At 72.9% G+C, this 14951-nt stretch carries 15 protein-coding genes; 11 read left to right on the top strand and 4 right to left on the bottom strand.

The features are described 5' to 3' along the window. Positions 1-28: 28 nt before the first annotated feature. Positions 29-1264 (top strand): crotonyl-CoA carboxylase/reductase, encoded by a 1236-nt coding sequence (ccrA, locus tag C1N81_RS12310; RefSeq protein ID WP_394428829.1) that lies wholly within the window; start codon positions 29-31, stop codon positions 1262-1264. Between the two features lie 63 nt (positions 1265-1327). Here ccrA and C1N81_RS12305 read toward each other — a convergent pair whose 3' ends face one another. From C1N81_RS12305 to C1N81_RS12295, 3 genes are read right to left on the bottom strand one after another with little or no spacing between them, the layout of a single operon-like run. Beyond that, the gene (locus C1N81_RS12305) at positions 1328-1999 is read right to left on the bottom strand and encodes a 4'-phosphopantetheinyl transferase superfamily protein (protein ID WP_394428828.1); all 672 of its coding nucleotides are present in this window, start codon (positions 1997-1999) and stop codon (positions 1328-1330) included. A 37-nt stretch (positions 2000-2036) separates the two neighbouring features. Next, the gene (locus tag C1N81_RS12300; RefSeq protein ID WP_394437894.1) at positions 2037-3521 is read right to left on the bottom strand and encodes a class I adenylate-forming enzyme family protein; all 1485 of its coding nucleotides are present in this window, start codon (positions 3519-3521) and stop codon (positions 2037-2039) included. Beyond that, positions 3521-3775, bottom strand: coding sequence for an acyl carrier protein (locus tag C1N81_RS12295; protein ID WP_394428827.1), 255 nt, complete (start codon positions 3773-3775; stop codon positions 3521-3523). Before C1N81_RS12295 ends, C1N81_RS12300 begins: the two co-directional genes overlap by 1 nt. Before the next feature lie 370 nt (positions 3776-4145). Here C1N81_RS12295 and paaA point away from each other — a divergent pair, with 370 nt between their 5' ends. The 9 genes from paaA to kynU all read left to right on the top strand — a co-directional run bounded on the left by paaA (position 4146) and on the right by kynU (position 12091). Then, entirely contained in the window at positions 4146-5222 is a 1077-nt protein-coding gene (gene paaA, locus C1N81_RS12290; protein ID WP_394428826.1) for a 1,2-phenylacetyl-CoA epoxidase subunit PaaA, read from the top strand. Positions 5223-5269: 47 nt separating this feature from the next. After that, positions 5270-5608: a 1,2-phenylacetyl-CoA epoxidase subunit PaaB gene (paaB, locus tag C1N81_RS12285; RefSeq protein ID WP_394437892.1), complete on the top strand. Its 339-nt coding sequence runs from the start codon at positions 5270-5272 to the stop codon at positions 5606-5608. Next, positions 5592-6395 (top strand): 1,2-phenylacetyl-CoA epoxidase subunit PaaC, encoded by an 804-nt coding sequence (paaC, locus tag C1N81_RS12280; RefSeq protein WP_394428825.1) that lies wholly within the window; start codon positions 5592-5594, stop codon positions 6393-6395. Before paaB ends, paaC begins: the two co-directional genes overlap by 17 nt. After that, positions 6392-6916, top strand: coding sequence for a 1,2-phenylacetyl-CoA epoxidase subunit PaaD (gene paaD, locus C1N81_RS12275; RefSeq protein WP_394428824.1), 525 nt, complete (start codon positions 6392-6394; stop codon positions 6914-6916). The genes paaC and paaD overlap by 4 nt, the downstream gene beginning before the upstream one ends. 128 nt (positions 6917-7044) lie before the next feature. Then, positions 7045-8097: a 2Fe-2S iron-sulfur cluster-binding protein gene (locus tag C1N81_RS12270; RefSeq protein WP_394428823.1), complete on the top strand. Its 1053-nt coding sequence runs from the start codon at positions 7045-7047 to the stop codon at positions 8095-8097. A 56-nt stretch (positions 8098-8153) separates the two neighbouring features. Then, entirely contained in the window at positions 8154-8942 is a 789-nt protein-coding gene (locus C1N81_RS12265) for an SDR family oxidoreductase (protein ID WP_394437890.1), read from the top strand. A 104-nt stretch (positions 8943-9046) separates the two neighbouring features. Next, positions 9047-9892: a tryptophan 2,3-dioxygenase gene (locus C1N81_RS12260; protein ID WP_394428822.1), complete on the top strand. Its 846-nt coding sequence runs from the start codon at positions 9047-9049 to the stop codon at positions 9890-9892. Between the two features lie 82 nt (positions 9893-9974). Continuing rightward, positions 9975-10784, top strand: coding sequence for an alpha/beta hydrolase family protein (locus C1N81_RS12255; RefSeq protein WP_394437889.1), 810 nt, complete (start codon positions 9975-9977; stop codon positions 10782-10784). Positions 10785-10861: 77 nt separating this feature from the next. Then, on the top strand, positions 10862-12091 hold the full coding sequence (gene kynU, locus C1N81_RS12250) for a kynureninase (protein ID WP_394437887.1): 1230 nt from the start codon (positions 10862-10864) through the stop codon (positions 12089-12091). Between the two features lie 5 nt (positions 12092-12096). On the opposite strand, the gene C1N81_RS12245 is transcribed toward kynU, so the two are convergent. Continuing rightward, complete coding sequence (locus C1N81_RS12245) at positions 12097-13242, bottom strand: LacI family DNA-binding transcriptional regulator (protein WP_394428821.1); 1146 nt, start codon at positions 13240-13242, stop codon at positions 12097-12099. A gap of 430 nt (positions 13243-13672) precedes the next feature. On the opposite strand from C1N81_RS12245, the gene C1N81_RS12240 reads away from it, so the two are divergent. Beyond that, entirely contained in the window at positions 13673-14941 is a 1269-nt protein-coding gene (locus C1N81_RS12240; protein WP_394437885.1) for an ABC transporter substrate-binding protein, read from the top strand. The last annotated feature ends 10 nt before the right edge of the window (positions 14942-14951 follow it).

The following is a 14951-nucleotide window of genomic DNA, read 5'->3' as shown; positions in this document are numbered from 1 at the left end:
CTCCCGTCCCCGTTACGAAGGGCCCCCCGTGCACGCGACCGCGACCCAGAACCTGTACGAACTCGGCGACGCCCCGCCCCTCGGCACCGCGCCCAAGCAGATGTACGCCTCCCTCATCCGTCAGGAGCGCTACGGGCAGCCCGTCGACGCCTTCCGCACCGAGGTCGTCGACGTCCCGGCCGTCGGCCGCGGACAGGTGCTCGTCAAGGTGATGGCGGCCGGCGTCAACTACAACAACGTGTGGGCGGCGCTCGGTGAGCCGCTCGACGTCATCGCCGCGCGCCAGAAGGCGGGCGCCACCGAGGACTTCCACATCGGCGGCTCCGACCTGTCCGGCGTGGTGTGGGCCGTCGGCGAGGACGTCCGCAGCGTGCGCCTCGGCGACGAGGTCGTCGTCCTCGCCAGCCGGTGGGACGAGGCCGCCGAGGACATCCGCCTCGGCGCCGACCCCGCCTTCTCCACCTCGCAGCGCGTGTGGGGGTACGAGGAGAACTACGGCTCCTTCGCGCAGTTCGCGGTCGTCGACGACTACATGCTGCACCCGAAGCCGAAGCAGCTGTCCTGGGCCGCGTCCGCCTGCTACATGGCCACCGCCGCGACCGCCTACCGCCAGCTCTTCGGCTGGGACCCGCACACGGTCAGGCCCGGCGACCCCGTACTTGTCTGGGGCGGCGCGGGCGGCCTCGGCTGCATCGCCATCCAGCTCGTGAAGCACGTCGGCGGCATCCCGGTCGCCGTCGTCTCCAGCGAGGAGCGCGGCGAGTACTGCGTGCGGCTCGGCGCCAAGGGCTGGATCGACCGGCGCGAGTTCGACCACTGGGGCCGCCTCCCCGACACCTCCGACGAGGAGGCGATGGGCCGCTGGCTGAAGGGGGCGCGCGCGTTCGGGCGCCGGTTCTGGGAGGTGCTCGGCGAGCGCCGGGCTCCGCGCATCGTCCTCGAACACTCCGGCGCCGACACCATCCCCACGTCCATGTACATGTGCGACAACGGGGGCATGGTCGTCATCTGCGGCGGCACCACCGGCTACAACGGCGACGTGGACCTGCGCTTCCTGTGGATGCGGCAGAAGCGCCTCCAGGGCTCCCACGTCGCGAGCGCCCGCGAGGCCCGCGAGATCACCCGCCTCATCGACCAGGGCGTCATCGACCCGTGCCTGTCCCGCACGTTCGCCTTCGACGAGATCGGCCTGGCCCACCAGCTCATCCACGACAACCGGCACCCGGCGGGCAACATGGCGGTCCTGGTGGGCGCACGGGAGTGACGCGGCGATGGGCTGCGGGGGTGTCACCGGCGCCCCCGCAGGCCACCCCATACCTGTGTTACGTCAGGTGGACGTCACGCAGCTGAAGACGCCCGGCCCGACCGGGGCCACGCGGACGTGCACGGCGCGGGCCGGGGCCGTGCGCAGCGCGACGCGCAGAGCGTCGCCGCACGGTTCGGCCCGCAGATCGCGCAGACCCCTCGCCCCCGCATCGCCGGACCGGAGCAGCGCCTTCCACGCGGCCTCCTTCGCCGAGAACAGCGCCGTCACCGACCACGCGCCACCGCGCAGCAGCGCCTCCTCGTCGGCGCGGAGCACCAGCCGCGCCGCGCCGTCGGGCAGCGGGCGCAGTTCCACGTCGCAGCCGAGCGGGGTGTCCCGGCCCGGCGCGCGGGCCACGGCGACCGCGACGCCCGCGCTGTGCGAGATCGACGCCGCCCGTCCGGGCGGGAACAGCGGGAGCCGGCCCGCCCGCGGAATCTCGCCGCAGTCGAGTCCCACCGAGCGCAGGGCACGCCGGGCGGCCAGCCGGCCCGCCAGGAACTCGCGGCGCCGGTGCGGCGGCATCTCCGCCGCGGCCGCCTCTTCGGCGGGTCCCGCGGGGAGCGACAGCGGATCCGCGGTGAGGGCGACGCCGAGACCGAGCCCGGCCGCCGCGCACAGCGGCCGCAGCCGGTCGAGCTCCGCGAGGAGCCTTGGCCGCGGCCGGTCCTGTGCCGGGTGGGCCGTCGCCACCGACGGCCCACCCCGCTGCGCGTGCGCGGGCACGGCCTCAGGCCCGCAGCAGCTTCTTGATGATCTTCCCGGCGGGGTTGCGCGGCACCTGCTCGATGAACTCGATGCGTCGCGGACGCTTGTAGGGCGCGAGCGACTCGGCGGTGTGGCGCAGCAGTACGGTCGTCCCGGTGCCGGTCCCCTCCTCCACCACGACGTACGCCAGCGGCACCTCGCCGTAGTCCGCGTCGGGCATACCGACGACCGCGGCGTCGCGAACGGCCGGATGGCTCATCAGGGCGCGTTCGATCTCCGAGGGGTAGACGTTCTGCCCGGCCCGGATGATGAGGTCCTTGCTGCGGTCCACGAGGTGGATGCGGCCCTCCTCGTCCATGAAGCCGAGGTCACCGGTCTTGACCCAGCCGTCGAGGAAGATCTCCTCGGTGGCCGCCGGATCGTTCCAGTACCCCTGCATGAGGCCGGGCCCGCGCACGACCATCTCGCCGATCTCCCCGCGCGGCAGCTCCCGTCCGGCCCCGTCCACCGCGCGGGCGGACATGCCGGGCACCACGCGTCCGCAGGGGATGCGCGCGGTGACGTCGCCGGGGACGGGGTGCTCGTCGGGGCCGAGGGTGACGAACGGGCCGCCGACCTCGGTCATGCCGTAGACCTGGCGGAAACCGCAGCCGAGCCGCCCCACCGCCTCCTCGTACACGTCGAGGGGCATCGGGGCGGCGCCGTAGAGGATCTCCCGCAGCGAGGACAGGTCCGTGCTGTGCGAGCCCTTCGCCTGGAGCATGAAGCGCAGCATCTGCGGGACCAGCCACATGTGCGTGGCGCCGTGCCGCTCCACCGCGGCGAGGGCGCGCTGCGGGGTGAAGCCGGGCATCAGCACCACCGTGGCGCCGGCGGCCAGGTAGGTCAGGGAGACCACCATGCTGCCGTGGTACAGCGGGCAGCAGTTGACCATGACGATGTCGTCGGTGGGGCGGGCCATGACCAGCCAGCCGAGCGCGATGGCCCGGAACGAGCCGGAGTCGACGGTGACCCCCTTGGCCTGCCCCGTGGTGGCCGAGGTGTGCAGCACGGCGATCGGGTCGGTGTCCGCCACGACGGGCAGCTCCCGCTCCGCCGCGACCGTGCCGAGCGCCTCGAACTCGGGCTTGTCGAGGGCAAGGCGGATCCGTACCGACGCCGGGAGCGTCGTGTGCCGGTCGAGCAGTTCGGACTCGCCGATGACGGCGGCCGCGCCGACCCGCTCGACGATCCCGGCCACCTCGGGCACGGTCAGGCTGTGGTTCAGGGGCACGAACAGCGCGCCGAGCCGGGCGAGCGCGAAGTAGCTCTCCAGGACCTCGATCCGGTCCTTGGACAGCACGGCGACCCGGTCACCGTGCCCGATCCCCAACTCCGCCAGGCCGCGCGCGAGTTCCGCCGTACGGTCGTGGAACTCGGCCCAGGTGACGCTGCGCTCCTCGTCGACCAGCGCGGTCCGGTCGGGGAAGCACTGGCGGTTGCGTTCGAGCAGCTGGGTCAGCCACATCACGCACCGCCGGTGGCACCGGCGACGGACCGCCCGGCCACGAACCGCTCGTAGTCGGCGATCGAACGCAGCTCCTCCATGTCCTCGGCGCTGATCTCGACCCCGAGCCGCTGCTCGACGAGCAGGACGAGACGCACCAGGTCACCGGAGTCGATACCGCTCGCGGCGAGGTCGACGTCGTCACCGATGGCGCCGGGGTCGGCGTACTCGGCGGTACCGGTGAGTTCGACCAGCAACTCCCTGATGGTGCTCATGAGATCCCCTTTCGCTGCGGCACGCCTGCCGCCCTGCGGGCCTGATGTGTCACCCGAAGCAGAGGGGCGCGGGGCGCGTCACATTCCCTCGGGTGGGGCGTGACCTTTGTCACGCGGCCGTTGTGCGCGGGTGGGGATAGCGGGGCCCGCCCCCGTCCTCTTTCCGGACGGAGGTTCCGCCACGCGGCTCGCTCGTGGTCCGTGGCGGCGTGGCCGCCCGTGCGGGCGGCGTCGACGCCGAGGCTGAGGGAGTGATGCGAGTGCCCAGGCAGTGCGTACGGGGTCCGGCCGGCCGGTGGCCCGGGCCGGCCGCGGGGGTTGTGGGCGGCCCGGGTGCCATGGGCGGCCACGGTCTCGCAAGTGGTGCGGCATGAGCGCGCCGGAGACCTCGACGGTCGTCGCACCGCCGCGCGCTGCCCAGCGGGACGAGCCCACCGCCCGCCAGGACGGGTCATCCGCCTCCCAGGACGAGTTGCTCGCCCACTTCGACGCCCTCATCGCCGCCGGTGAGACGATCGAGCCGCGTGACTGGACGCCCGACGGCTACCGCCGGATGCTGCTCCGCCAGATCGCCCAGCACGCGCACTCCGAGATCATCGGCATGCAGCCGGAGGGCGCCTGGCTGACCCGGGCGCCGTCCCTGCACCGCAAGTCGGTGCTGATCGCCAAGGTGCAGGACGAGGCGGGCCACGGCCTGTACCTGTACTCCGCGGCCGAGACCCTCGGCGTGGACCGCGCCGAACTCCTCGACGCCCTCCACCGGGGCCAGCAGCGTTTCGCGGCGACCTTCAACCACCCCGCCCTGACCTGGGCGGACACCGGTGCCATCGCCTGGCTGACGGACGGCGCCGCCGTCATCAACCAGGCCCCGCTGTGCCGCACTTCCTACGGCCCGTACGCCCGCGCGATGCGCCGCGTCTGCCAGGAGGAGGCCTTCCACGTACGGCAGGGCTACGACCTGATGCGCGCGCTGTGCGAGGGGACACCGGAGCAGAAGCGGATGGCGCAGGACGCGGTGGACCGCTGGTGGCTGCCGGCCGTGGCGCTGATGTTCGGCCCGCCGGACACCGAGGCCGGCGGCGCCGACGCCCGCACCGCCGCGCTCGGCGCCGCCGTCTCCCGCCGCGCCATCGCCTGGGGCATCAAGCGCCACACCAACGACGAGCTGCGCGGACGCTTCGTCGACAGCGTCGTCCCGCAGGCCGAACGGCTCGGACTGACCCTGCCGGACCCGGCGATCCGCTGGAACGAGGAGCGCGGCCACTACGACTTCACCCCGGTCGACTGGGAGACCTACCGCGACGCGCTCGGCGACGACACGCACTGGGCCCGGCAGCGGATCACGCACCGGCGCGCCGCGCACGAGGACGGCGCGTGGGTGCGGGAGGCGTCGGCCGCGTACGCCGCCCGGGAGGACGCCGACGGCTGCACGGAGGAGCCCGCATGAGCAGCACACGTAGAGGCACAGGTACGAGTACCGGCACGACCACGGGCATGACTACGGGCACGAGTACGGGCGCGGAGCGAGAGGGCGCGCCCGCGTCCTGGGAGGTCTTCCTGCGGCCCCGCCGGGGCCTGTCGCACCAGCACATGGGATCGGTCCGGGCCGACGACGCGGACATGGCGCTCGGCCGCGCCCGCGACCTCTACGTCCGCCGGGGCGACCCGCTGTCCCTGTGGGTGGTCCGCTCGGACGCCGTGCACGCGGTGTCCCCGGACGAGCGCGACCCCTACTTCGGCAACGCCCGCCACAAGCCGTACCGGTACCCGGAGCAGTACGCCCCGCTGACCGGACCGAACGAGAAGGGGCCCGACGGTGACCACGACCAGTGACACGGCGACGGCCGCGGAGACCGTCCGCACCGGCCCGGACCCCGACCTCGCGGCGCATCTGCTGCGCCTCGGCGACGACGCGCTCGTCCTCGGCCAGCGGCTGTGCCAGTGGATCACGCGGGCGCCGACGATCGAGGAGGATCTGGCGCTGTCCAACATCGCCCTCGACCTGGTCGGCCACGCCCGGACCCTGTACACCCGGGCCGGCGGGCTCGACGGGACCGGCCGCACCGAGGACGACTACGCCTTCACCCGCGCGGACCGCGAGTTCACCAACGCCCTTCTGACGGAGCTGCCGAACGGGGACTTCGCGGCGACCGTCGCCCGTCAGCTCGCCTACACGCACTACGCGGTCCTGCACTACGAGGCGCTGGCCGCCTGCGCGGACCCCGACCTCGCCGGGTTCGGCGCGCGGGCGGCGAAGGAGGTCGCCTTCCACCGCCGGCACGCCGACGACTGGACGCGGCGCCTCGGCCTCGGCACCCCGGAGAGCGCCCGGCGCATGCAGGCGGGCCTGGACCGGGTATGGCCCTACACCGCCGAACTGTTCGACGAGGACGACCTGGTGCGCCGCCTCGTCACGGCCGGAACGGTGCCCTCGCCGGCCCCGTCGCGCCCGGTGTGGGAGCGACGGGTCGGCGAGGTCGTCGCCCGCGCCGGACTCACCGTCCCGGCGCCCCGCTGGGAGGCCCGCGGCGGGCGCACCGGCCTGCACACCGAGGAGTTCGGCCCGCTCGTCGCCGAACTGCAGTCGGTACGGCGCCAGTTTCCGGGAGGTACGTGGTGAGCGCCCGTCGCCGCTCCACCGAGGAGGTCCGGGCGCGGGTCGAGGCCCTGCCCGACCCGGAGCTGCCGATGATCGGCCTCGGCGACCTCGGCGTCGTCCACTCCGTGGCGCCGGACGCCGACGGAGTGCTGGAGGTGCAGATCACCCCGACGTTCCTGGGCTGCCCCGCCCTGCCCGCCATCACCTCCGCCGTCGAGGACGCCCTCGCCGCCTGCGGCCACCCCGACGGGCGCGTACGGCAGGTGCTGTCACCGCCGTGGACGACGGAGCGCATCACCCCGGCCGGGCGGGAGAAGCTGGCGGCGCACGGCATCGCACCGCCCGTCTCGGCCCCCGCCCGCGCCGATGCCGACGCCACCGGGCCGGGCGGTCCCGTCCTGGTCGAACTCGGCGGCGTGCCGTGCCCGCACTGCGGATCGCGGGCCACCCGACCGCACAGCCCCTTCGGCGCGACCCGCTGCCAGTCGGTGCTGCGCTGCACGGCGTGCCGGGAGACGTTCCCGCACATGAGCACGGTGTGAGGCCCCCCATGGACACCTTGGACACCTTTGCCACTTCGGATGCCACGCCGGACACAGGCGCGAGTGCTTCCGAAGCCGGGACACTCCGGGTCCGGCGCACGGGCTGGCACCGGCTGACCGTCACCGACGTGCGCCGGCTGACCGAGGAGGCGGTCGCGGTGACTCTGCACGTCCCTGACGACCTGCGGGACATCTTCGCCCACCGGCCCGGCGACCATGTCGTGGTCCGGCACCGCCGCGCCGGGCACGAACTGCGCCGCAGCTACTCGGTGTGCCCGCCGCCCGGCGACCCGGACGCCTTCCGCCTGGTCATCAAACGGGGCACCGCCGACGGTTACGGCGCCTACGCCACGACCACCCTGGCACCCGGCGACACCCTCGAACTCGCCCCGCCGGGCGGCACGTTCGCCCTGCCGGACCTGCCCGGCGCGCACCACGTGCTCGTCGCGGGCGGCTCCGGCATCACCCCGCTGATCACGATGGCGGCGGCCGTGCTGCGCGAGGACCCCGCCTGCCGGGTCTCCCTGGTCCACGCGGTGCCCACGACCGCGACCGCCCTGCTGGCGGACGAACTCGCCGAGCTGAAGGACGCGTTCGTCGACCGGTTCACCGCGCTGCACGTCCTCACCCGCGAGGACCGCGGCAGCGAACTGGTCAGCGGGCGCGTCGACACCGCGAAACTGCCACGGCTGCTCGCCGCGCTGGACGCCCGTCCCGGCCCCGGCACGACGTTCGCGCTGTGCGGTCCGGACGGGCTGGTCACCGAGGTGCGGCAGGCGCTGATCGCGTGGGGCGCCGACCCGGCGGCGGTCCGCTCGGAGACGTTCACCACCGCTCCCGGGACTCGGCAGGACACGGAGCGGGAGACGCCCCCCGGCACCCCGCCGCCCGGCGCGCAGCCCACCCGCATCACCGCCCTGTTCGGTGGACGCCGCGCCGCCGTCACCGCGGAGCCGCGCGAGGACGTGCTCCTCGACGCGCTGCTGCGGGCGCACCCCGACGTGCCGTACGCCTGCCGCGAGGGCGTGTGCGGCACATGTCGCGCCAAAGTCCTGACCGGTGAAGTGGCCCTCGACGGCGGGCAGTACGCCCTCGACGCCGAGGAGCTGGCGGCGGGCTACACGCTCGTCTGCCGCGCCAGGCCACGCACCGCCGAGGTCACGCTCGACTTCGACGCGTGACCGTCCCCCGTAGCCACACCCCCGAACCCGACATCCGTACTCACTAGGAGATGAAGTTGACCACCGACATGCGGCACGAGGGCAAGACCGCGCTGGTCACCGGCGGCAGCCGCGGCATCGGCCGGGCCATCAGCCGGCGCCTGGCCCGCGAGGGCGCCTTGGTCGCGGTCCACTACGGACACGATCAGGCGGCGGCCGAGCGGACGGTCAAGGAGATCGACGCCGAGGGCGGCCGCGCGTTCGCCGTCCGGGCCGAGCTGGGCGTGGACGGCGACGCCGCCACCCTGTGGGAGGCCTTCGACCGGGCCCTGGCCGCGCAGGACCCCGGACCCGGCCTGGAGACCGGTCTGGACATCCTCGTCAACAACGCGGGGATCACGGTCCCGCGCACCATCGCGCACGTGACCGAGGAGGACTACGACCGGGTCTTCGCGATCAACACGAAGGCGCCCTTCTTCATCGTCCAGCGCGGTCTCGACCGGCTGCGCGACGGCGGCCGGATCGTGAACATCTCCTCGGTGGCCACCCGGGTCGGCTTCCCCGCGATCGTCGCCTACACCATGACCAAGGCCGCCCTGGACTACCTCACCCTCAGCCTCGCCACCGAGCTGGGCCCGCGCGGCATCACGGTGAACAGCGTCGCGCCCGGCTTCACCGAGACGGAGATCAACCCCACCCTCAGCATCCCGGAGATCCGGCAGCGCTACTCGGACGCCTCCGTCTTCGGCCGCCTCGGCCAGCCCGCGGACATCGCCGACGTCGTGTCGTTCGTGGCGAGCGACGACGCCCGCTGGGTGACCGGCCAGTGGATGGACGCCTCGGGCGGCGTCCACATCGGCGTCTGAGAACGCGGTCCGCACACCGGAACACCGGAACACCGGAACACCGGAACACCGGAACACCGCACCCACGCACCGCCGTTCCGCCGCTCCGCCGCACAAGGAGAGCCATGACCGACAGCACGTCCGCCCTCGCCGAGCCGGCCGCGGACTCGACCTTGACCCGGCCCTTCCAGGGCCCGAGCCCCTACGACGAATACGTGCACGCGTCCGTGCTGAACTCGCTCCAGCAGCCGCTGACCGAGGCGGCGGACGAGATGGGTTTCCTCGTCACCACGCAGGTGATGGAGTTGTGGTTCACGCTCGTCGTGCACGAGTGGCAGGCGGCCCGGGAGGCGTTCGCCAAGGACGACCTCGACGCCGCGACGGACGCGCTCATCCGCAGCGGCCGCGCCCTGACCGCGCTCAACGCCTCCTGGAAGCCCATCGCCGCGCTGACCCCCGCGCAGTTCAACGGATTCCGGGAGGCGTTCGGCAGGGCGTCGGGCTTCCAGTCGGCCATGTACCGGCACATGGAGTTCCTCCTCGGCCAGAAGAACGCCGGGCTCCTGCACGGCCACCGCGGCGACTCCTCGGTCCACGAGGCGCTGGCCGAGACCTATCGCGCGACCTCCCTCTACGACGAGGTGCTGCGCTTCCTGCACCGGCGGGGACTGCCCGTCCCGGAGCACGTCGTGGAGCGGGACGTGACCGCCCCGTACGCGTCGGACCCCGGGGTCGTCGAGGCGTGGCGCGAGATCTACGCCGCACCCCGCCACGAGCTGCTGGCCCTGGGCGAGCACCTCACCGACATCGCCGAACTGGTGGCGCGCTGGCGCTTCGACCACGTCATGGTCGTACGCCGTGCCATGGGCGCCAAGCCCGGCAGCGCCGGCTCCTCCGGCCTGGCCTGGCTGGAGCGGCGCGCCTCCCGCCCGGTCTTCCCCGAGCTGTGGGAGGTGCGCAGTGAGCTCTGAGACGACGAGGACCGATACGAGGGCTGATACGAGGACCGAGACGGGGGCTGATACGCGGACCGATACGGGGACCGAGAGGACGATCTCCGCGTTCGCGGCCGAGGAGGAGCGGCGGGTCCTGAGCCTGAAGCCGGTCCTGGCACCGTCGCACGGCCGCTACGGGGACCATCCCCACCAGGTCTACGACGCCTGGCCGTCCGACGACCCCGACGCCCCGCTGGTGATCCTCCTGCACGGCGGATACTGGCGCTACGACCGGATGCACCTCACCCCGTTCGCGGCCTACCTCTCCCAGCAGGGCTTCGACGTCCTGCTCCCCGGATTCCGCAGGTCGGGCGGCGCGGGCGGCTACCCGGAGACGTTCGACGACATCGCGCGGATCGTGGACACCCTGCCGCAAGGACGTCCGTACGTCCTCGCCGGCCACTGCTCCGGCGGCCACCTCGCCCTGTGGTGCGCGGCCCGGGGACTGCTGCCCGCCGACTCGCCCTGGCACACCACCAGCGACCTGCCGACGAGCGTCCTCGCGCTCGCCCCGCTGACCGACCTCGCGGCGACCCGGCGCGACGATCTGAGCAAGGGCGCCGCCGTCCAACTCCTGGGCGGCGAGGACGTGTTCGCGGAGCGCATGAACGCGGTCGACCCGCTCACGCTGCTGCGCGGCGCGGGCACCACCGGGGTGCCCACCGTGCTCCTGCACGGCGCCGTCGACGAGGAGGTGCCGCTCACCCAGTTCAGCGACTACGCGGCCGTGCACCACGACCTGCGGACGATCGTGCTGCCCGGCACCGGCCACTACACGCTCATCGAGCCGGGAGCGCCCGGCGCCCGCGCGGTCGCCGACACCCTCCGGGAGATGGCGGCGGCCCACAGGAAAGAGGTGCGACGGTGACGACCGGAGCCGCCACGATCGGCGACGAGACCGCGAAGTCCGAGACCGCGAAGTCCGAGGCCGCGCAGTTCGGGACGGTGAAGTCCGAGGCCGCGAAGCTCGACGCCGACGACCCGCTGGCCCCTCTCCGGGACCGCTTCCTCCTCCCCGAGGGAGTGGTCTACCTCGACGGCAACTCGCTGGGCCCGCTGCCCGCCGCGGTGCCGCCGGTCCTCACCGACGTCGTCCACCGCCAGTGGGGGACCGGCCTGATCAGGTCCTGGAACGAGCACGGCTGGTGGGACGCGCCCCTCAGGGTGGGCGACGCCATCGGCCGCCTCATCGGCGCCGACGCCGGACAGACGGTCGCGGGCGACTCGACGAGCGTGCAGCTGTTCAGCGCGCTCGGCGCCGCCGCCGCGCTGCGCCCGGACCGCCCGCTCCTCGTCACCGACCCGGGCCACTTCCCGACGGACCGCTACCTGGCCGACGCGGTCGCCCGCCGCGAGAACCTGGAGGTCAGGCACGTAGCCCCGGCCGACCTCGACCGATTCCTCGCGTCCGAGGGCCACCGGGTCGCCGTCGTCAGCTACTCGCCCGTCGACTTCCGCACCGGCGAGCTGTACGACATGCGGGCCGTGACCGACGCCGCGCACCGCGCGGGCGCGCTCGTCCTGTGGGACCTGTGCCATGCCGCCGGCGCGTTCCCGGTGGGCGTCGACGACCTCGGCGTGGACCTGGCCGTCGGCTGCGGCTACAAGTTCCTGTCCGGAGGGCCGGGCGCCCCCGCGTTCCTGTACGCGGCCCGCCGCCACCACGAGGCGCTCAGGACGCCACTGACCGGCTGGACCGGCCACGCCGACCCGTTCGCGATGAGCCCCGACTACGCCCCGGCGCCGGGCATCGCCCGGGCCCGCATCGGCACCCCGCCGATCCTGTCCCTGCTCGCGCTCGAAGCGGCCCTCACCGCGTTCGACGGCGTGGACCTCACCGAGGTCCGGGCCAAGAGCCTCTCCCTGACGAGCTTCTTCCTGCGCTGCGCCGACGCGCTGCTGGCTCCTCTGGGCTTCGAGCCGGTGACACCGTCCGACCCGGCGCGCCGGGGCAGCCAGGTCTCCCTCCGCCACCCGCACGCCTACGGCCTGGTGCAGGCCCTCGCGGCTCAGGGCGTGATCGCCGACATGCGCGCCCCCGACCTGCTGCGCTTCGGCGTCAACGCCCTCTACACCACCCACCAGGACATGCTCACGGCCGCGGTACGCCTGAGGAACGTCGTACGCGACACCGCCTATGACCCGGCGCCCCAACCGTCGGACCGGGTCGTCTGATGCGGTCACGACGATTCGCGCACCACCAGCTCCGTGTCGAGGACGAGGCGGGTGCGCGGCAGAGCCGGGTTCTGGATCTCGGACAGGAGGGTGCGCGCGATCGTGCGGCCGATCTCCTCCGTGGGCTGGCGGACCGTGGTGAGCGGCGGGTTCGTGTGGCGGGCGAGGGAGGAGTCCTCGAAGCCGACGACCGCGATGTCCTCCGGTACCCGTCGGCCCTGCGCGCGCAGTTCGAGCAGGATGCCCGCGGCCATCAGGTCGGAGGCGGCGAACACCGCGTCCAGGTCGGGGGCGCGTTCAAGTAGCGAACGCATGGCCGCGCGGGCTCCTTCCTCGGTGAAGTCCCCGATCTCGACCAGGTGGTCCCGGGCGGGTATCCCGGCCTCGGCGAGTGCTTCGCGGCAGCCGAGCAGGCGGCTGCGGCCCACTTCCATGTCCTGCGGGCCCGCGACGGTCGCGATGCGGCGCCGGCCGCGTTCCAGGAGGTGGCGTACGGCGGTGGCGGCCCCGCCGCGGTTGTCGGCGCAGACGTAGCTGAGCGGGTCGTCCTCGCGGCGTCGGCCCGCGAGGACGGTCGGCAGCCCCGCGGACTCCAACAGGCCCGGCAGGGCGTCGTGTTCGTGGATGGAGACCAGCAGGACGCCGTCGACCCGGCGTTCGGCGACGGACTGGCTGAGCTGGTCGCGTTCGCCCTGGTCGCGGACGAGCATGAGCTGGAGTTGGGTGCGGGTGTCGGCGAGCGCGGCGCTCACTCCGCGGATCACCGCCGAGAAGTAGGGCTCCGAGCCGAGCCGGCTCTCCGACTCGGGGATGACCAGGGCGACGGCGTTGGTGCGGCTGGTGACCAGGCCGCGGGCGACCGAGTTGGGGACGTAGCCCAGTTCCGCGATGGCGTTGAGCACGGCCTCCCGTGCCTTCGCGCTGACCAGCTCCGATCCGTTCACCACGCGGGAGACGGTGGTGCGGCCGACCCCGGCCCGCGCCGCCACGGTCTTGATGGTCGGCCGGGCGCCGGGCACCTTGCCCGGATCGCGTTCCTGGCGTGTGCCCTGCCGTCGGCCGTCGCCGCGCGGCTCACGGCTTTTCGCCCGTTGGTCCCGGTTCCCGGCCCGCTCCCGGCCCGGACCCTCTCGTGTGCTGTCGCCGCTCATCGTCCCGGATCCTTCCCTTCGCCCCCCAGGGCCGCCCCGTCGGGCGTCCGGCCCTCTTGGCCTGCGCATTCTGCCAGTCGCTCCGTCGGCTCCGCTCTCCGAGCGCCTTCCGCGCGGAGTCTTCGAAAGTTTTCGGCGCCGGCGAGCCGTGCAACGACCTCGTTTCGACTTCTTGACACGGGAGTTGAGGCGCCTACAGTCTTCCCTCATCTAGTGGGCACGTTCCCACCAACTCATCGGCAGGTCCACCGGAGACCGTGAACTCTGTTCGCGCGCCTTCACAACACCCGCTGCGAGCTGGGGACTTGACCTCTTTTTTCGCGGGCGGCCGGATGCCGGGCCGACTCGCGCCACCGGGTGCGTCGGCGCCGTCTCAGGAGGGACGTTCATGCTCAAGGTCGAGCGGAAATTGCGTACAAGAGTGACAGCCATGCTGGCCTGTACGGCGGCGGCAGCCCTGCTCGCCGGCTGCGGTGGCGAGGGGTCGAGCGCCACCGGGGGCGGCGTCAAGGACGGCAAGGTCACCATCACCATGGGCCTGTACGGCGTGATGGGCTTCAAGGAGACCGGCCTGATCGAGAAGTACGAGAAGGAGAACCCGGACGTCACCGTCAAGGTCGAGGCGGCCGGTGACGAGCAGACGTACTACACCGCCCTGCAGACCCACCTCGCCAGCGGCTCCGGTCTCAAGGACGTCCAGGGCATCGAGATCGGCCGGGCGAAGGAGATAACCGAGACGCAGGCCGACAAGTTCGCCGACTTCAAGGGCGTGCAGGGCACCGACCACTTCCAGCCGTGGAAGCAGGCCCAGATCACCACGAAGGACGGCAAGGTCCTCGGCCTCGGCACGGACATCGGCCCGATGGCGGTCTGCTACCGCAGGGACCTGTTCGAGAAGGCCGGGCTGCCCACCGATCGCGAGGAGGTCGGCAAGCTGTGGGCGGGGGACTGGGCCAAGTACGTGGAGACCGGCGAGAAGTTCGCCAAGGGCAACAAGGACAAGAAGGTCTCGTTCCTGGACTCGGCCTCCGGCCTGTTCAACGCCATGGTCTACGGCAACTCCGAGCAGTACTACGACAAGTCCGGCGAGCTGATCTACCAGACCAACCCGGCCGTCAAGGACGCCTGGAACCTGGCCTCCGAGGCCGCCCAGAAGCACCTGACCGCCAGGCTGCCGCAGTTCCAGCCGGGCTGGGACCCGGGCCTCGCCAACGGCACCTTCGCCTCCACGGTCTGCCCGGCCTGGATGCTCGCGCACATCAGCGACAAGGCCGGTGACGCCAACAAGGGCAAGTGGGACGTCGCGAAGGCCCCCAAGGGCGCCAACTGGGGCGGCTCCTTCCTCGGGGTCACCGAGAAGAGCCCGGTGAAGGACGAGGCCAAGAAGCTCGTGGCCTGGCTGACCGCCCCCGAGCAGCAGGCCTACCTCTTCGAGAAGCTGGGCAATTTCCCGTCCTCCAAGACCGCGCTCGATGACCCGAAGGTGAAGCAGGCCGAGGCGGAGTACTTCTCCGGCGCCCCGACGGGCCAGATCTTCGGGGCCGCGGCCAACGAGATCCCCGCCGAGCAGGTGCTCGGCCGCAAGGACGGCACCATCAAGGACGCCTTCTCGCAGGGGCTGCAGCTGGTCGAGAACGGCACGGCTCCGGACAAGGCGTGGAAGACCACCGACGAGCGCGTCAAGAAGGCCGTCAACTAGCCGCGTACGG

It is taken from the genome of Streptomyces sp. SGAir0957 (assembly GCF_043523415.1).
Note: the sequence above shows the minus strand (reverse complement) of the source record. Positions and strands in the feature narration are given on the sequence as shown.